General features: G+C 71.5%; 19 protein-coding genes. 8 read left to right on the top strand and 11 right to left on the bottom strand.

The window, feature by feature from the left end; genetic code table 11:
* Positions 1-53: 53 nt before the first annotated feature.
* Positions 54-1,319: an FAD-dependent monooxygenase gene (locus AC4IJH_RS28320; RefSeq protein ID WP_490854724.1), complete on the bottom strand. Its 1,266-nt coding sequence runs from the start codon at positions 1,317-1,319 to the stop codon at positions 54-56.
* 156 nt (positions 1,320-1,475) lie between these two features.
* Between AC4IJH_RS28320 and AC4IJH_RS28315 the strand changes: the two genes are divergently transcribed.
* Positions 1,476-2,381, top strand: a complete 906-nt coding sequence (locus tag AC4IJH_RS28315) for an alpha/beta fold hydrolase (protein ID WP_490854723.1) — start codon at positions 1,476-1,478, stop codon at positions 2,379-2,381.
* Between the two features lie 64 nt (positions 2,382-2,445).
* Here AC4IJH_RS28315 and AC4IJH_RS28310 read toward each other — a convergent pair whose 3' ends face one another.
* The 4 genes from AC4IJH_RS28310 to AC4IJH_RS28295 all read right to left on the bottom strand — a co-directional run bounded on the left by AC4IJH_RS28310 (position 2,446) and on the right by AC4IJH_RS28295 (position 4,282).
* On the bottom strand, positions 2,446-3,018 hold the full coding sequence (locus AC4IJH_RS28310; RefSeq protein WP_490854722.1) for a dihydrofolate reductase family protein: 573 nt from the start codon (positions 3,016-3,018) through the stop codon (positions 2,446-2,448).
* 76 nt (positions 3,019-3,094) lie between these two features.
* Entirely contained in the window at positions 3,095-3,310 is a 216-nt protein-coding gene (locus AC4IJH_RS28305) for a hypothetical protein (RefSeq protein ID WP_490854721.1), read from the bottom strand.
* A 124-nt stretch (positions 3,311-3,434) separates the two neighbouring features.
* A complete protein-coding gene (locus AC4IJH_RS28300) occupies positions 3,435-3,860 on the bottom strand; it encodes an RICIN domain-containing protein (RefSeq protein ID WP_490854720.1) in 426 nt (141 codons plus the stop codon).
* 125 nt (positions 3,861-3,985) lie between these two features.
* Positions 3,986-4,282: a hypothetical protein gene (locus AC4IJH_RS28295; RefSeq protein ID WP_490854719.1), complete on the bottom strand. Its 297-nt coding sequence runs from the start codon at positions 4,280-4,282 to the stop codon at positions 3,986-3,988.
* An 82-nt stretch (positions 4,283-4,364) separates the two neighbouring features.
* Between AC4IJH_RS28295 and AC4IJH_RS28290 the strand changes: the two genes are divergently transcribed.
* Together AC4IJH_RS28290 and AC4IJH_RS28285 are read left to right on the top strand one after the other, a co-directional pair.
* On the top strand, positions 4,365-5,180 hold the full coding sequence (locus AC4IJH_RS28290; protein WP_490854718.1) for a helix-turn-helix domain-containing protein: 816 nt from the start codon (positions 4,365-4,367) through the stop codon (positions 5,178-5,180).
* Positions 5,177-5,368, top strand: coding sequence for a DUF397 domain-containing protein (locus AC4IJH_RS28285; RefSeq protein WP_490854717.1), 192 nt, complete (start codon positions 5,177-5,179; stop codon positions 5,366-5,368). Before AC4IJH_RS28290 ends, AC4IJH_RS28285 begins: the two co-directional genes overlap by 4 nt.
* Before the next feature lie 34 nt (positions 5,369-5,402).
* Here AC4IJH_RS28285 and AC4IJH_RS28280 read toward each other — a convergent pair whose 3' ends face one another.
* The 3 genes from AC4IJH_RS28280 to AC4IJH_RS28270 all read right to left on the bottom strand — a co-directional run bounded on the left by AC4IJH_RS28280 (position 5,403) and on the right by AC4IJH_RS28270 (position 9,210).
* Positions 5,403-6,944, bottom strand: coding sequence for a carotenoid oxygenase family protein (locus AC4IJH_RS28280; RefSeq protein ID WP_490854716.1), 1,542 nt, complete (start codon positions 6,942-6,944; stop codon positions 5,403-5,405).
* Between the two features lie 268 nt (positions 6,945-7,212).
* Complete coding sequence (locus AC4IJH_RS28275; protein ID WP_490854715.1) at positions 7,213-8,451, bottom strand: sensor histidine kinase; 1,239 nt, start codon at positions 8,449-8,451, stop codon at positions 7,213-7,215.
* A gap of 231 nt (positions 8,452-8,682) precedes the next feature.
* Positions 8,683-9,210 (bottom strand): MarR family winged helix-turn-helix transcriptional regulator, encoded by a 528-nt coding sequence (locus AC4IJH_RS28270; protein WP_490854714.1) that lies wholly within the window; start codon positions 9,208-9,210, stop codon positions 8,683-8,685.
* 79 nt (positions 9,211-9,289) lie between these two features.
* Between AC4IJH_RS28270 and AC4IJH_RS28265 the strand changes: the two genes are divergently transcribed.
* The 3 genes from AC4IJH_RS28265 (at position 9,290) to AC4IJH_RS28255 (ending at position 12,226) form a co-directional block, all read left to right on the top strand.
* Positions 9,290-10,411, top strand: a complete 1,122-nt coding sequence (locus AC4IJH_RS28265) for a questin oxidase family protein (RefSeq protein ID WP_490854713.1) — start codon at positions 9,290-9,292, stop codon at positions 10,409-10,411.
* A 154-nt stretch (positions 10,412-10,565) separates the two neighbouring features.
* Positions 10,566-11,261, top strand: coding sequence for an antibiotic biosynthesis monooxygenase (locus AC4IJH_RS28260; protein WP_490854712.1), 696 nt, complete (start codon positions 10,566-10,568; stop codon positions 11,259-11,261).
* 197 nt (positions 11,262-11,458) lie between these two features.
* Positions 11,459-12,226 (top strand): GNAT family N-acetyltransferase, encoded by a 768-nt coding sequence (locus AC4IJH_RS28255; RefSeq protein WP_490854746.1) that lies wholly within the window; start codon positions 11,459-11,461, stop codon positions 12,224-12,226.
* Between the two features lie 113 nt (positions 12,227-12,339).
* Here the strand turns inward: AC4IJH_RS28255 and AC4IJH_RS28250 are convergent, their stop codons facing one another.
* Positions 12,340-12,840 carry a cupin domain-containing protein gene (locus tag AC4IJH_RS28250; RefSeq protein WP_490854711.1) on the bottom strand — a complete coding sequence of 167 codons (501 nt, stop codon included), beginning with the start codon at positions 12,838-12,840 and terminating at the stop codon, positions 12,340-12,342.
* 121 nt (positions 12,841-12,961) lie between these two features.
* Here AC4IJH_RS28250 and AC4IJH_RS28245 point away from each other — a divergent pair, with 121 nt between their 5' ends.
* Positions 12,962-13,513 (top strand): MarR family winged helix-turn-helix transcriptional regulator, encoded by a 552-nt coding sequence (locus tag AC4IJH_RS28245; RefSeq protein ID WP_490854710.1) that lies wholly within the window; start codon positions 12,962-12,964, stop codon positions 13,511-13,513.
* Positions 13,514-13,607: 94 nt separating this feature from the next.
* Here the strand turns inward: AC4IJH_RS28245 and AC4IJH_RS28240 are convergent, their stop codons facing one another.
* Positions 13,608-14,846 carry a thiolase C-terminal domain-containing protein gene (locus AC4IJH_RS28240; protein ID WP_490854709.1) on the bottom strand — a complete coding sequence of 413 codons (1,239 nt, stop codon included), beginning with the start codon at positions 14,844-14,846 and terminating at the stop codon, positions 13,608-13,610.
* A gap of 121 nt (positions 14,847-14,967) precedes the next feature.
* Here AC4IJH_RS28240 and AC4IJH_RS28235 point away from each other — a divergent pair, with 121 nt between their 5' ends.
* The gene (locus AC4IJH_RS28235; protein WP_490854708.1) at positions 14,968-15,996 is read left to right on the top strand and encodes a winged helix-turn-helix domain-containing protein; all 1,029 of its coding nucleotides are present in this window, start codon (positions 14,968-14,970) and stop codon (positions 15,994-15,996) included.
* 34 nt (positions 15,997-16,030) lie between these two features.
* On the opposite strand, the gene AC4IJH_RS28230 is transcribed toward AC4IJH_RS28235, so the two are convergent.
* Complete coding sequence (locus tag AC4IJH_RS28230) at positions 16,031-16,210, bottom strand: hypothetical protein (protein WP_490854707.1); 180 nt, start codon at positions 16,208-16,210, stop codon at positions 16,031-16,033.
* Position 16,211: the final 1 nt, after the last annotated feature.

Here is a 16,211-nt window from a genome sequence, read left to right as displayed (position 1 = left end):
GCTGCGGGCCGAATCGGGCTGGTCGCGCAGTTCCCCGCGCCCCTTAGGGGGCGCTACCCCTGGGCAACAGGGGCGGAAGCCCGGACCTGCGCATACGACGGCAGCGTCATGGCGTTGGCGCCCCGTTGCACATCCTCCGCGATCTTCCGTGCGACGAGGTTCTTCCAGGGCAGGTGCGGCAGCATCCGCAGCATCGCGTGCCGGAAGCGGATCTTGCCCCGGCTGCTCATGGTGATCTCGCCGATCATCTTCCGCGCCATCGCCTGGTTCACGGTGACATAGCCGCGCATCGCCGCCTCGTAGTGCGCGAGGGCCGTCCGGGGGGCGCCGTCCGAGGCCGCCAGCTCACCGGCCAGGACGTACGCGCCGACCAGCGCCATCCCCGTCCCCTGGCCGGAGGCGGGCGAGGCGCAGTGCGCGGCGTCGCCCAGCAGTACCGTGCGGCCCGTGGACCAGCGGTCCATCTCGACGGTCTGCATCGCGTCGAAGTAGAAGTCGGGGGCCTGGCGGGAGGCTTCGAGCAGCCGTGGGGTCAGCCAGCCGGAGCCCGCGAACGCCCCGGCCAGCAGCTCGCGCTGGCGCTGGGTGTCGCGGTGGTCGTAGGCCAGCCGCGGCGCGCGGAAGCAGAGCATGCCCTTGGCCGTCCGCTCGCCCGCCGAGCTGTAGACGCAGACCAGCTTGTCCGGCTCGGCGTAGTACACCTCCTCGCGGTCCAGGTTCAGCTCGTTGGGCATGGTGAACACCGATATGTAGGCGCCGAGATGGCGTACGAAACGTGCTGCGTCGCCGAAGGCCAGGCGGCGCACGGTGGAGTGCAGCCCGTCGGCCCCCACCACCAGGTCGAAGCGGCGCGGCGCACCCCGCTCGAAGGTGACGTCCACGCCCGCGCCGTCGTCGGTGAGCGAGGCGATCGAGTCGCCGAAGACGTACTCCACGTCCGCGCGGGTGCGCTCGTACACGATGCGGGCCAGCTCGCCGCGCATGATCTCGTCGTCGCCGTCGGTGCGGGCGCCGAAGATGTCGGCGGGGACCGTGGCCACCCGCTTGCCGTCGCCGTTCACATACGCGCCGGTCCGCATGTCCGTACTGGCCCGGCGGATGTCCGCCAGGATGCCCATCCGCTCGGCCGCCTCGATGGCGACGCCGCGGATGTCCACCTTGTAGCCGCCGGTACGCAGCGCGGGGGCGCGCTCGACGACGGTGACGGCGAAGCCGTACCGGCTGAGCCAGTAGGCGAGGGCGGGCCCGGCGATGCTCGCGCCGGAGATCAGGACGCTGGTGCGGGCGGTGGCGCCAGGGGTGCGGTGCGCGCTGGACATAGCGGTCTCCCGTTCATCGCCGGTGTGCTGCCGAGGCCACGACTATACGAGCGTCTTGAACATCTGTCTATGACAAGCGTATGGATGGTCGATGAACCGCGCACGGCCTGGGAAAACGTGGTGCGCGCAGGGCGTCGGCCGCCCATCCTTGAGCGCATGTCATCAATGCCGCGCGCCGCGCAGACCGCCGTTGTGAATGTCGAGGCACCCGCCCGCCTGGGGACCACCCGCCTCCCCGGCGGGCGCCGGCTGGCCTGGTCGGAGTGGGGCCCGGCATCCGGCGCCCCCGTACTGCTGTGCCCCGGCGCGGCCACCAGCCGCCGCCTCGGCTTCGGCCTGGACGCGCTGGAGGCCCTGGGCGTACGGCTGATCTCCGTGGACCGCCCCGGCCTGGGCGCCTCCGACCCGGCGCCGGGCCGCACCCTCACCGACTGGGCGCAGGACATCCGTCACTTCGCCGCGCTGCGCGAGCTGGACGGCGGCGCGCTGCGGGCCGTCGGCTTCTCCCAGGGTGGCCCGTTCGCGCTGGCCCTGGCCGCCGACGGCATCGTCGCCCGCCTCGCGGTCGTCTCGGGCACGGACGAGATCGCGCTGCCCGCCTTCGACGCGCTGCTCCCCGAGGAGGTCCGCTTCCTCACCGGTCGGGCGGCGGCCGACCCGGCCGCCGCCGAGCGCTCCTTCGCGGGCTTCGGCAGCCCCGAGGCGCTGTACGAGATGATCGCCCACGGCAGTGGCGAGATCGACCTCGCCGTGCTCCAACAGCCCCTGTTCACCGAGGCGTTCCGGCAGGCGATGGCCGAGGCCTTCGCCCAGGGCCCCGACGGCTACGCCCGCGACACCCTGCTGGCCATGTCCCGCTGGCCCTTCGATCTCGGCCGGATCACCGCCCCGGTCGACCTCTGGTACGGCGCGCAGGACACCAATCCGACGCACTCCCCGGACCACGGGGAGCGGCTCGCCGCCCGTATTCCCACCGCCCGCCGTCACTTGGTGGCCGAAGCGGGCGGCAATCTCCTGTGGACCCACGCCGAGCGGATCCTGCGCGCGCTGCTGGACGGATAAGGAGCCGCCGGACGCGCGAAAGGGCGCCCGGAAGGGTTCCGGGCGCCCGGTCGGGACGCTGCCGCTACTTCTTGACGTACGTCAGGACGAGGCCGCCCTCCAGGGCGTGCGACTCGGTCAGCCTGAGCTGCGTGGGCGCGTACGCGCCGCCCAGCAGCGGGATGCCGGAGCCCAGCGCCACCGGGTAGAGCTTGACGATGAACTCGTCGATCTCGGACATCACCGCACCGGCCAACTGCCCGCCGCCCGCCAGGTAGATGTCCTTGTCCCCCTCCTCGGCCTTCAGCTCGCGGACCGTGGCCAGCGGGTCGTCGTGGACGATGGTCACCGCCGGGTCGGGGCTCTCGGTGAGGCTGCGCGAGACGACGTACTGCCGCAGATGGGAGTACGGGCTGGTGATGTTCTCCTTGAGCGCCGGGTCGTAAGTGGCCCGGCCCATGACGATGGTGTCGAAACGGCGGGGGGCCACGCCCTCGACGCCCAGGTGCTTGTGGAGGTGCGTCGGAAGGGTCTCCGGGTAGTGGGCGGTCAGATACCCGGCCATCGACGCGTCGAGGTGGTAGTCCTGGATCTCGCCCTGCGGCCCGGCGATGAAACCGTCGACGGACGAGGCGATGTAGTACACGAGCTTGCGCATGGGTCCCCCTTGGATCGCTGATTCTCCAAGAGAGTCATCCAGGATCAGCGAAAGGGCAATCCCCAGTTTTCGGGGGTCAGGAGCCGCCCCCGCCACCCGAGAGGCGGGCCAGCTGCTGCTCCAGCTGGTGGATGCGCAGGTCTTTGCCCGCGAGCGTCATGGCCATCTGGCGCTCGCCCTGGGCGACCCCGGCGCGGAAGACCTCGGATACGAATTCGCCCGCCGCGGCGTGGTCGAGGTCGCTGCGCGCGGCGAGCTGATTGGTGAAGAGCACCACGGGGTGGTCGTCCATTTCTCCAGGAGACCCCAGGCCCGGTCGGTGCGCTACCGGAGACGGCCATTGCGCCGGACAATTCTCCGGCCGCCGGAAATGCGTGTCGACCGGCCGCTGTGAGCGGCCGGTCGAACGATATCTGTCAGACCTGCTCGAAGATCCACTGCTGGTGGCGCTCGCCATGCCACGTGGGGAGGGTGAGCTGCGTCCTTTCCTGCCCGCTGGACAGGTCGATGACCCCGTCCTGATACGGGAAGTGAATCCGGTACACGCCGTTGCCGGCGGGCTCGATCGACCACACGACATAGTGCGGCTGGACGGCGATCGAGGGCGGGTACTGCTTTGTGAGCCCCATGTTCAGGTACAGATCACCGAGCTTGCTCTTGATGATGAACTCGTTGTAGTTGTTCACCGGCTCCAGCTGCCACTGCTGGTTCTCGCCCTTGTGGTAGTGGTAGCCGATGACGGGCGTGTTGGGCCGCTTGTCGGAGCCACTCACGTCGAAGACGCGGTCTTCGTACTCGACGTTCTTGATGACGTACAGGCCGGGAGTAATTACCGGTTCCATCAGTCCTCCAAGAGACGGAGACGGGCGACTTGTCGAACGTGCCACACCGTAGGCGCAGTGGAACGTTTGGGAAACACCCGCTTTCGGCCGTACACCGAGCTGAATACCTCTGGTGAAAGAGTTATTCACTGAGCGGCGAGTCGCCGCCCGCGACTGTCGGCAACTCGAAGTACGTCGTCAAGCGATTCGGCCAACCGGTGCGCCAGGAAGAGGAGTTCGGTCGCATCCGGTACGTCGCTCCCTCGGAGGGTGGTCCGCGAACTCTCCAACACCTGCGTTCCCAGCCACAGTTGGAGGCGCTCGGTGTGGTCGGCGAGGTTCGTCACGTACCGCCCGCGCTCGCCGATCACGTAACAGGGCTTGCCGTCCACGCTGGACCAGGGGAGGAGGCGGGGCTCGGTGGGGGGAATTTCCGTCGTCATGCCCGCAACGCTGCCGCTGATTGCTTAGCGTGACCAGTAGTACGCGGACCACAGTCGTTCTGTGGGGAGGGTGGTGGTCGTCATGGACGAGGCCGAGGAGCCGTCGGCGGTGCGGCAGCACGTCGGGCTACTGATCAGGCTCTTCCGTCAGCGGGCGGGCCTGACGCAGCAGCAGCTGGCCAAGCAGGTGCATGTGTCGGAGTCCCTGGAGGGGGCGTACGAGAGGGCTGAGCGCATCCCGAGCGCGGGCTTCCTCATCGATGCCGATCAATTGACGGACGCCGAAGGGGCCTTGGCGTCCTGCGTCGACTTGATGGAGGCTGAGCCGTCGCGCGCGCACTTCCTGGAGTGGAGGCGGCTGGAAGCCGAAGCGCTGAGTCTCGGCGGGTATGTCGGCGATGTGTTTCCCGGGCTGCTGCAGTCTGCCGATTACATGCGAGAGTTGTTCCGCAGCGCCGTGCCTGCCTACAGCGAGGACGAGGTCGAGCGACTGTTGAAGATGCGGCTGGAGAGGCATCCCGTTCTCTCTCGCACTCCGGCGCCGACCGTGAGCTTCGTTATGGAGGAAGCGACCCTTAGGCGGCCGCTGGGCGGCGAGGCGGTGCTCAAGGGTGCGCTGCTCCACGTCTTGGAGTGTGTTCGCGGTTTCAACAACGTCACGTTGCAGGTGATGCCAACGTACGTGAAGTCGCACGCAGGAGTTGGCGGTTCATTGCACCTGCTGTTCTCCCCTGACGGGCGGACCAGCGTGTACTTGGACACACAAGGCAGGGGTAAGTTGCTCACAAGGCCGGACGAAGCCAACCAGTACGTTCAGCGATACGGCGCAATTCGGGCACAGGCTCTCTCCCCGTACGAGTCTGTGGAATTGATCGAAAGACTGGCAGGTGAGCTATGACCATAGAACTCGCGTGGGCCAAGAGCAGCTACAGCGGCGAACAATCTCCGGACACCAACTGCGTCGAAGTCGCCATGACCCCCACCGCGATACACATACGCGACTCCAAGAACCCACCCGGCCCAAGCCTCCGCGTACATCCCGAGGCCTGGGCCGAGTTCGTGTCGAGGGTTGTCGCTCGACGGTGACGCTGTCGGAGCAATTGGCCTGAAGAGGCGCCGCCTACCGTGCCTCGTCGGCCACCCAGCTGCCGTGCAGTCCGAAGGGGACGCGGCCGGGCAGGTGGACGGTGCCCACCGGCTCGCCGGTGAAGTCCTGGGCGGAGAGGATCAGCAGGTCCGCCGCGCCCCGGTCGGGGTTGTGCACGTACGCCAGGACGTACCCGTCGTCCTCGGCCGCCGCCGCGTCGGCCCCGTGGCCGTAGTCGTGGCCGCTCGCCGGGACGAACACCGGCTCGCCCGCCGTGGCGCCCCGCGGCAGCTCGCGCACCTGTGAACTGCCGCGCAGCAGGTCGTGCTTGATGAGGGCGTTGGTGAACACCTGGCCTGTCGGGACGCCGTCGGTGGCCTCGTACGCCTCGTACAGCTCGGCGGTGGACACCGAATAGCCGTAGCGGTACGGGCGGGAGACCAGCGACTCGTTCAGGCGCGGGAACTCCTGCGGGCGGTCGTCGTGACGGCGGGTGTGCACCCGGCCCGCCGCCAGGTCGATGGTCCAACGCTCCAGCGAGGGCGCGCCGTTGGAGCTGGGGCCGTACGCGCCGCGCCCGTTGACCAGGAAGGGCGCGGGGAAGGTGGTGAGGTCCACGATGACGCGGTCGCCCTCGTCGTAGGCGTTGAGGGTGTGCGAGTAGTAGACGGGGTCCATCGCGAACCAGCGGACCGCGCCGCCGTTGCGCGGCATCACACCGACCCGCGCCGGGTGCTGCTCGTTCCAGCGGTAGGGCACCTGGGTGCCGTCGCCGGCGGCCTGCGGGTCGAAGGTGATCGGTATGTCGAAGAGGACCACGTACTTCTCGGTGAGCGCGAAGTCGTGCAGCATCGGGCTGTCGGAGACCGGGATGCGCGTCGTGCGGACGACCCGGCCGGTCCGGTCCACGACGAGGTGGCGGACGTGGTCCCAGGTGGGGAAGTAGGTGACCGCGTGCAGCTCGTCGGCCTGCGCGTCGTACTTGGTGTGCGACATGAACGAGCCGTGCAGCGAGCCGCCGAAGTCGTAGGGGCCGATGGTGTTCAGGTCGCCGTCCAGCTCGTACGGCAGCGGACCGGCCTCCTGGAGAGCCATGATCCGGCCCTTGTACCCGATCACATGAGTGTTGGGCGCGAAGTCGTTGTCGGGTACGGGGCCGCCGTACGGCTCGCCGAGCTGACGGGCCACCGAGGACGAGCGGACCCAGCGGTTGCGGTACCACTCGGCGCGGCCGTCGCGCAGACGGATGCCGTGCACCATGCCCTCGCCGAGCATCCAGTGGTGCGCCCTGGGGTCCTCCAGGCCCAGCGCGTTGGGGCCGTTGCGCAGATAGCGGCCGTCGAGCTCGGCGGGGATGCGGCCGGTGACGGCGAGGTCGAACTCGGTGACCTCCTGGGTGACGGGGGCGAAGGGGCCGTCCAGGAAGGTGCGTCGGCCGGTGTCCGCGCCTGCCCTGTCCGGCCCTGGCTGGTGCGCGCCTGCCCTGTCGGCGCCTGCCGTGTTCGCGTCCCGCGTGCCGTACGGAGTCTGTGCCTGGAGCTCTACGTGGTGCTGTGCCGGTGCCTGCTGGGTCATGGCTGCTCGTCCCGCCTTCGCTGTGCGCTCGCGTCCGGATGTCCGGTGCCTGATGTCCTGTGCCTGACGGCTGGTCGCCTGATGGCTGGTCGCCTGATGGCTGGTGGTCGCCTGACGGCTGGTCGTCCGACGGCTGGTCGCCTGGTGGCTGACACCCAGAAGTCTGCTGCGGGCGCGCGGGGAGATCACTGGGCCTGAACACCCAGGCTGAGGTGGGGAAAACCCCACCCTGGGCCGGGGGGTCCAGCCGCCGTCTCCGTGGGCGGCGTCAGCGGGCGGGGAGTTCGAGGACGGTCTCGGCGCCGCCGTCCGGCGCGGCGGCGAAGGACAGCCGCGCGCCGAGCACCTGCGCATGGCCGACCGCGATCGCCAGGCCCAGGCCCTGGCCCGCGCTGCGGTCGGCGGCGCCGGTACGGAAGCGGCGCGGGCCCCGCGCCAGCCACTCCTCGGGGAAGCCGGGGCCGTGGTCGCGTACGGAGATACGGGTGCCCGCCACGGTGACCTCGATCGGGGGCGCGCCGTGCCGGGCCGCGTTGTCCAGGACGATGCCGAGGATGCGCTCCAGGCGGTGGGTGTCGGTGTGCACGGCCGGGCTCGGGCCGGTCACGGCCACCGTCACCGCGTCCCCTTCGGCGCCCCAGCCGTGCTGCTGGCTCACCCGCGCCACAATGCTGCGTACCCAGGGCGCGAGGTCCACCGGCTCCGGCTGCGCCTGCTCCGTACCGGTGTCCAGGCGGGCGATCTCCGTCAGGTCCTCGACCAGCTGCCGCATCCGCCGGGCGCGTTCCTGGACCATCTCCACCGCGCGCGGGTGCGGCAGCAGTTCGGCCGCCGCGACCAGGCCGGTGACGGGCGTGCGCAGCTCGTGCGCCATGCCCGCGGTCAGCTCGCGGTCCGCCGCCGTACGGAAGGCCAGGAGCGTGGCCAGATTGTGCACCGAGCGGTTCAGTTCGGCGATCTCGTCCTGGCCCGCGGCCGCCACCGGGCGCGGCTCGGGCGGCGGCTCGCCGGGGATGATCCGGCGGGCCGCGACCGCGCCCAGCCGCAGCCGCTGCGTCAGGCCCTGCGCGGCGCCGAACGCCGCCACCGCCATCAGCAGGGCCGTCAGCGCGCAGGCCGGGAGCACGGCCCGGTCCAGGGCGGCGTGCCAGGGGCCGGGCCGGGTGAAGTCCGCCGAGATCGACAGGACCTTGCCGTCGACCGGGGCCGCCGCCCAGATCCGCGGGGCGCTGCCGTCGGTGATGTAGGTGGCGCTGCGGCCCGTCCTGGCGACCTGCTCCAGCGGCTCGGGCAGCGCTTCGTCGTCGAGGTGCGCGCCCGAGGTCAGCGCGCCGCTGCGCTGGTAGAGGGCGCGGGCCGAGTCCAGGAGCGAGGACTGGTGCGTACGGGCACGGTCCTGCTGGGTGAGTCCGACGCCGGGGGCGAACTGCACCAGGAGCCCGAAGACGACGACGGCGACCGCCGCCACGGCCGAGATCGCCAGCGCGATCCGGCCGCGGATGCCCATCCTCGCCACCTTGCCGCCTCCGCCGTTCGCCCTTGATGAGCCCTGATGAGCTCTGATGAGGGGGAAGACGGGTATCGGGCGATTCGCGTTCCCCGGGGAGGGGGGAGGTGACGCGGGCCACGGGGGTGTGCGTGTACGGGCCGGTGTCGGCGCCGGTATTTGGGCGCGTGCCCGTCCCGCCCGCGTACCCGCCCTCGTCCCGCCCGCGTACCCGCCCCGTACGGCGCCGCCTCAGCCGCCCTGCACCTCGCGCGCCCAGGCCGCCAGTCCCGCCATGAAGCCGTCGCGGTCGCGCGGGGCGAGGCCGTCCAGGGCGCGCAGCAGGGGCTCGGAGCGGGCGGCGATGAAGGTCTCGAAGGCGGGGCGGTAGTCCTCGGCGAGCGTGACCAGGATGCGGCGCCGGTTGGCCGGGTCCTCCTCGCGGCGCACGATCCCGGCCCGGCTCAGGCCGCCGACCAGCTCGCTGGCGGTGGGGACGGAGACCCGGAGGCGGCGGGCCAGCTCGCTGACGGTGAGCGGCTGTGCGGCCAGCAACTGCGGGAGTACGGCGCCGTGGCGCGCGGTGAGGCCGTTGGACTCCATCGCGCCGAGCAGCGGCTCGGGCATCACCTCCGCCACCGAACCCGGGCGGAAGTAGGGGGCCAACAGCGGTACCAGGCCGATGACTTCGATCTCCGCGGGGGTCGGGACGCGGGGTGTCGCGCAGGCCTTTCCCGCGGACTTCACCGCGGCCTTTGCGTCCTTGCTCGTGTGGGGCATACTGCGAGTCTAGACTGTTCGGAAATTCAAACTATTTGGCTTTCCGAATCTATCCGTCTTCCCGAAAGGTGCTGGTCCCATGCCCTCGGTCACCTACAGCGATGCGGTCAACGACGCCCTGGAGCGTCTGGACGATCTGGGATACGAGCGCGGGGTGGGTGTCGACCTGGCCAACCACGGGCCCATGGGCGCCGAGGCGCTCGCCCTGCTGGGGCAGGAGGACGAGGTCGCCCGGTGGGTGGTGCGCTACCGCAAGGCCATGGAGCACCACGAGCCGCCCGCCGCCCGCTTCGCCATCGACCCGGCCGACGAGACCTCCTGGCGGGCGGCGCTGGGCGCGTTCGAGAGGGCCGGGGACTGGGAGCGGCTCTTCGGGCGCGAACTGGCCGAGGCGCACTGGCGCGAGGTGCTGGTGCGCTGGTGGCCGCGGCTGCTGCCGGGGCTGTTCGCGGGGCTCACGCACGGCGTCATCCGTACCGCGCACGCCGTCCGCGGCCTGTACGCGAGCGAGCGGCCCACACCGCTCCAACTGGCAGAACTGGCACGCGGATTGGCGTACTGGGCGGCCCGCTACACCGAACTCCCCGGCCGCCCGAGCCTGCGCGGCTCCCACGAACTGTCCGCCGCCGTCGCCGCGCTGCCCCGCCCGCCCCTGGACGGGCCGATGGGCCCCGGCGTCGTCCTCGGCCGCCTGAAGAACCTCGACCGCACGCCCGGCTACACCGAGGCGCTGGACCAGCTCTCCTTCGACCAGGCGCCCCGGCTGATCAGCGAGATGACGGCCCAGTTCGCCGACGTCTACCTCGGGCACCCCGAGGTCTACCCGGTCCCGCTGATCCACGGCATCACCGCCCCCGCCGCCGTGCGCATCGTCCTGCCGCACCTGCCCGTACGGCTGCACGGGCCGAGCGTGGCCGCGCTCTGGCAGATGCAGACCGCCTTCCTGATGGCCTTCACCACCGACCGGCGCGAGGAGGGGACGGACGCCTGGCGCGCGGAGGTCCCCGACCTGCCGTCGGCGTCCGAACTGGGCGCACGGGCCGCCGAACACGGCGACGAGCACGTCATCAAGCTCACCGAGGCCTGCCTGCGGGAGTACGCGCTGCGCCCGGACGAGCGCTACCTGGGGGCGGCCTGCGCGGCGCAGCGGCGGATCAAGCGGCTGGATGACGGGGGAGGGGTGTCGACCGTGCGGGTGTGAGGCGTACGGCCTTGGGGTGCGCGAGGTGCGTACACCGGAATTCGGCAGCCGTTTGACCTCAATATTGGTTGAGGTCACAGGATTGCATCCGAAGCCGAAACCGGTCCGGGGTGGCGGCCCAGCGCCACCGCCCCGGCGCAGCAAGGAGTGCACCATGGCCACGACGCCTCTCATCCAGCCCGACGCCGGCACCACCCTCTTGAGCCAGTGGCGGCTGGGCACCTCCGAGCGCCAGTGGGCATCCGTCGACGCCATCGCCTCGACCTGGGAGAGCAAGCCCTGGCCCGACGCCGACCTGCTCTCGTACAACACCTTCATCGGCTCCGACGGCACCACGCTGCTGCACAGCTCCCACTGGACCAGCGGCGCCGCCTACGACCGCTTCCTGCACACCCAGCGCCAGGTGCGGGTCGACGAGATCGACGCCGCGGTGCCCGGCATCGAGCGGCTGGGCATCAACCGCTTCCAGCGCTACCGCAGCACCCCGCGCGACCTGAGCGCCCCGCCCACCGGAGCCGTGGTCGCCGTCACCGTCGAGTTCGAGGGGCCCGACGCCGAGCGCCTGCGCGGGTGGGTGGACGCCACGCCGGCCCTGGACGAGTCCACGCAGCAGCCGCTGCCCGGCCTGATCCAGTCCCACTTCCACCTCAGCGACGACGGCACCCGCGTCCTGAACTTCACGGAATGGACCAGCGAGCAGGCCCACATCGACGCCTTCGGCGAGCAGGGCGGGGCCGGCGTCGGCGGGAACCCCGAGGGGGACCGGCTGATGAACCACCCCGGCGTCAAGCAGGTCACCTTCGAGCGCTACCTCCCGGCCTGGGGCGCCGAGTCGCCGGCGCGGGTGTGAGGCGTGCCGGTCCTGCCGAGGCGTGCCGGTCCCGTGGAGGCGTGCTGGTCCCGTCGGGGCCCGTCAGGTCGGGCGGGCCCCGTCGGGGAAATCCCGGATGCCGGGGCCCGGTCCTTCGTGGTGCACTGACCACCATGAAGGACCGGAACACCGCCGAGCCGCCGCCCGCCCTCGGCGAGCGGGAGCTGCTGGCCAGGATGGAACGCAATCTGGCCGAGCACGCCAGCCACCTCCATCGGAGCCTGCCGGGAGCCAGGGTCCTGGACGGTGAGGACCTGCTCGTCGCCGACAGCGGTCTGGACGACGACACCTTCAACCTCGTCGCCACCGCCCGCTTCTCCCCGGACACCGCGGACGCCCGTATCGCCGACACACTCCGCGAACTGGCGCCGACCGGGCGGCCGTTCTCCTGGTGGGTGGGCCCCGCTTCGCGGCCCGCCGACCTCGGCGCGCGGCTGGCCGCCGCCGGACTGCGGGCCACCGAGAGCGAGAGGGCGATGTGGGCCGAGCTGGCGGACCTGCCGCCCCGCCCCGACGGAGTGTCACTGGACATCGCAGCGGTGACCACACCGTCCCAACTGGCCGACTGCGCCACCGTATTGGCCGCCAACTGGGACCCGCCCGCCGCCACCGTCCTGCGCTACTACGCCGACGCCGCGCCCTCGGCGCTCGCCGCCGACTGCCCGGTCCGCTTCCTGGTCGGTCACCACCAGGGACAGCCCGTCGCCTCGGCCGAGATCACCTTCCACGCGGGCGTCGCGGGCATCTACAACATCTGCACCCTGGCCTCCCACCGCCGCCGCGGCTACGGCGGCGCCATGACCCTCGCCGCCCTCCACGCCGCCCGCGACCAGGGCGTACGGATCGCGGTCCTCCAGGCCTCCGAGGAGGGCGAACCCGTCTACCGCCGCCTGGGTTTCAAGCCCTGCGGCCGCTTCACGGAGTACGCCGTACCGCCTGCGTAAGCAGCTCTTCTTTAGGGGCGCGGGGCCGTGTCGAGATGCGGCTCCGCCGCGTGGGCGCGACCAGCCCTGCTTGCCGGCCCGCGGATGCATGACCGCGCCGCCCAGCGAAACGGTCAGTGGACGGCGCGCACCCGCTGCCAAACGGGGCTCTCCAGAAAGTGGTTGTCGAACCGCTCCTGCGCGTCCAGGATCTCCTGCGGATCCGCGGTCCCCTTGCGCACGCGGTCCAGCAGCCGGAAGTACTCGAACCGCTCCACCCCCGGCGTGATCACCACGAGCACATCCGCGTCCGAGCCCGGCTCGGCGGCGAAGGCGTGCGGCATGCCCGGCGGTACGACGAGGAAGTCGCCCTCGTCCGCGGTGATCACGCGGTCCCCCGCGAGGGCCTGGAGCCGCCCGCCGAGGACGAAGAAGAGCTCGGCGGAGCTGTTGTGGTGGTGCGGCGTCGCGCCGTTCGCCCCCTGGCGCAGCGTCACCCGCTGGCTGCTGAGCGCCCCGCCCGTCGTACTGGCGTCGGCGAAGAGCCGCACCGTGCTGTTCGCGTCGCCGAAGGTCTCCGCCTCGGCCTCGCGGACGAACACCGCTCCACGGTCACCCGGGGTGATCAAGGACATCTGCCGCTCCCGTTCCTGTGTGCCGCCCCGGCCGTCCGCCCGCGGCGGCCAAGGTAGTTCATGGTCAGATAGTAAGGCGCCAAACTATCTGCTGTCGAACGAGGTCGCTTACGATGGTGAGGTGACCAAGGAGACCGAGACTCAGAAGAAGCGCGGGGCGGCAGGCGCGCAGACGCGCGGGGCGGCGCAGCCCGACACGGTGGACGAGATCCTCGACCAGTGGCGCACGGAGCGCCCCGACCTGGACGTTTCGGCGATGGGGGTCTTCGGCAGGCTGGGGCAGCTCACCCTCCTGCTGGCGCCCGCCATCGAGGAGGTCTTCGCCCGGCACGGCCTGCGGCGCGGCGAGTTCGACGTCCTGGCCGCCCTGCGCCGCTCCGGGCCCCCGTACACCCTGATCCCCTCGGCGCTGTCCAAGACGCTGATGCTCTCCCGCGCCGGGATGACCAACCGTCTGGACCGCCTGGAGGCGGCAGGGCTGGTGGAGCGCACCCTGGACCCGGGGGACCGGCGCAGCTTCCAGGTGGCGCTCACCGAGCGCGGCCGCGAGGTCGTGGACGCTGCGGTGACCGACCACGCGGCCAACGAGACCCGGCTGCTGTCCTCCCTGACGGCCGGGGAGCGGGAGACGCTGGACCGTGCGCTGCGTGCGCTGCTGCAGGCGATCGAGTAGGGCGCGGGCGATCGCGTAGGGGCTGGAGGGGTGGTGTGTCGTCTGCGGGCACGTCGTGGCTGGTCGCGCAGTTCCCCGCGCCTCTTCGGGGCACTCAGGCGGCGCCCAGAATCACCGTCCCCGAGGAGCAGAACCAGCCCCCCGTGCCGGAGGCGACGGCCAGTTGGGGCAGCCGCCCGTCGGCCCGGCGGACCTGCCGGGGCGCAGGCGCCTCGCCGCGGAGCTGGCGGGTGGCCTCGACGAGGAGGAAGAGGCCGCGCATCCCGGGGTGGCAGGCGGACAGCCCGCCGCCGTCGGTATTGGTGGGCAGCGCCCCGGAGTTGAGCAGCCGGCCCTGCTCGGTGAACGGGCCGCCCTCGCCCTTGGCGCAGAAGCCCAGGTCCTCCAGGGTCACCAGGGTCATGTACGTGAAGGCGTCGTAGATCTCGGCGAGGTCGATGTCGGCGGGGCGCACTCCCGCGCGGTCGAAGGCCAGGCGCCCGGAGACGGCGGCGGGGGAGGTGGTGAAGTCCGGCCACTGGTCCATGGCGGAGTGCGAGACGGCGGTGCCGGTGCCCAGCACCCAGACGGGGGGCTTGGCCAGATCGGGGACGTAGTCCTCGGCGACCAGGAGGACGGCGCAGCCTCCGTCGGAGCGGATGCAGCAGTGCAGCTTGGTGAAGGGATCGGCGATCATCGGGCCCGACAGCACGTCGTCGGTGGTGATCGGCGCGCGGTGCATCGCCTCGGGGTTGTCGGCGGCGTTGGCGCGCGCCTGGACGGCTATGCCCGCCAACTGCTCGACGGTGGTGCCGTATTGGTGCATATGGCGGCGGGCGGCCATCGCGTACTTGGCGATCAGGGTGTGCCCGTAGGGGACCTCGAACTGGAGCGGGCCGCGGGCGCCGAAGGACAGGTTGGCGGTGCGGCGCCCGGCCTTGATGTCGGAGCGGGCGGTGGAACCGTACGCCAGGAGTACGGCGTTGGCGCGCCCGGCCGCGATCGCCTCGGCGGCGTGCGCGGCCATGACCTCCCAGGTGGCGCCGCCGACCGAGGTGGAGTCCACCCAGGTCGGGCGCAGGCCCAGGTATTCGGCGACCTCGATGGGGGCGAGGGTGCCGAGCCCGGCGGAGGCGAAGCCGTCGATCAGGGAGCGGTCCAGGCCCGAGTCGGCCAGGGCGCGGCGGGCGGCCCGGGCGTGCAGGGCGTAGGGGGTGGCGTCGTCCGTACGTCCGCCGTCGCCCGTACGTCCGCCGTCATCCGTACGTCCGCCGTCATCCGTACGTCCGCCGTCGGCTAGGGAGATGCCCGCTACGGCGACCCTGCGCGCGACTGAAGTCCGTTGCCGTGACATGGATCTGACGGTACATCAGAAAGCCTGAGCCGTGTCTCGTCCTGTTTCGGTCTGGGCCGAACAACGACGATCTGGAACCATCGAGGAAAAGCGGACGGCACGGTGGGCGAGGGCGAGACCGGTGGTTTACCGCATTCACTTCACCGCCCAGGACCTGGCCAGGACACGCGTGGCCGATGCGCCCTTCCCGCTGCACGAGCTGGCGGCGGCAGCGAGGTTGCTCCAGGGCCGGGGCCGGCCGGTGTCCTTCGATGCCTGGCGGCGCCGCGCCTGGTCGCAACTCTCGCCCCAGGCGCGGTCCGTGCTCTCCCTGATCCCACCGGTCGGCTATATGCCCGGCTTCCTCCAGCCCGCCTGCTCCGGGCCGCCCGAGGAAGCGCTGGAGCGGGTACGTGCCACACCCCGCGCGGTGCTCCAGGGGGACCTGGCCGACATCGCCGAGGAGGGGCCCCTGCCTGCGTGGGCGCATCTGGTCCCCGACGACGCGGAGGTCCACGGGCAGTTCTTCGACGGGGTGGACCAGCTTTACGAACTGCTGCTGGCGCCCCACTGGACGCAGATATCCGGTGACGTGGCGGCCGACCGGACGCGGCACATGCGCCGGTTCCTGACCGGCGGGGTGGAGGCCGTGCTCACCCAGGCCAACCCGCAGTGGATCAGGTGGAACGCGCCGGTACTGGAGATCCGTATGGTCAACGGGGTCAGCGCCGACCTGCACCTGGGCGGCCAGGGCCTCCTGCTGGTGCCCTCGGTCTTCGCCCCGCGCGCCTTCGTCCACGACGACCCCGAGCAGCCCACCCTGACCTACCCCATCGGCGAGGGGCAGCCGCTGCGCCGGCTCTCCCTGCTGACCCCGCCGCCCCGGCTCACCGGGCCGGGAACCACGGCCGCGGTGGCCGCGCTGCTGGGCCGCACCCGGGCCGCCGTGCTGAACGCCATCGCCGAGCACCCGGGGTGCACCACCACGGAACTGGCGGCCGATGCCCGGATCGCACCGGCCAGTGCGAGCGAGCACGCCACGGTGCTGCGCGAGGCCGGGCTGATCCGCACCATGCGCTACCGCAACACCGCGCTCCACAGCATCACCGAACTGGGCAAGGCGCTCCTGGAGTCCCCGCGCGGGCGGCGCCCGCCCGGCGCGGAGACCTGAACCGTGTGTCGATGACCGCCCTGCCGCGCCGCCCTCAGCAGCAGACGCACCCGTCGGTGGTGCAGTCGGGCTTGTGCGTGTCCGCCGCTGACGCGAGCGATATGGGTGCTGCGTCGGCGGGGGTCGGTGCGGGAGCCGCGAGGGCGAGGCCGCCGGCGAGCGCGGCTGCCGCGGCGGCGATGGTGAGGCGCTTGAGCCACATCATGCTGATCACC

Source organism: Streptomyces sp. UF-297 (assembly GCF_058245575.1).
Note: the sequence above shows the minus strand (reverse complement) of the source record. Positions and strands in the feature narration are given on the sequence as shown.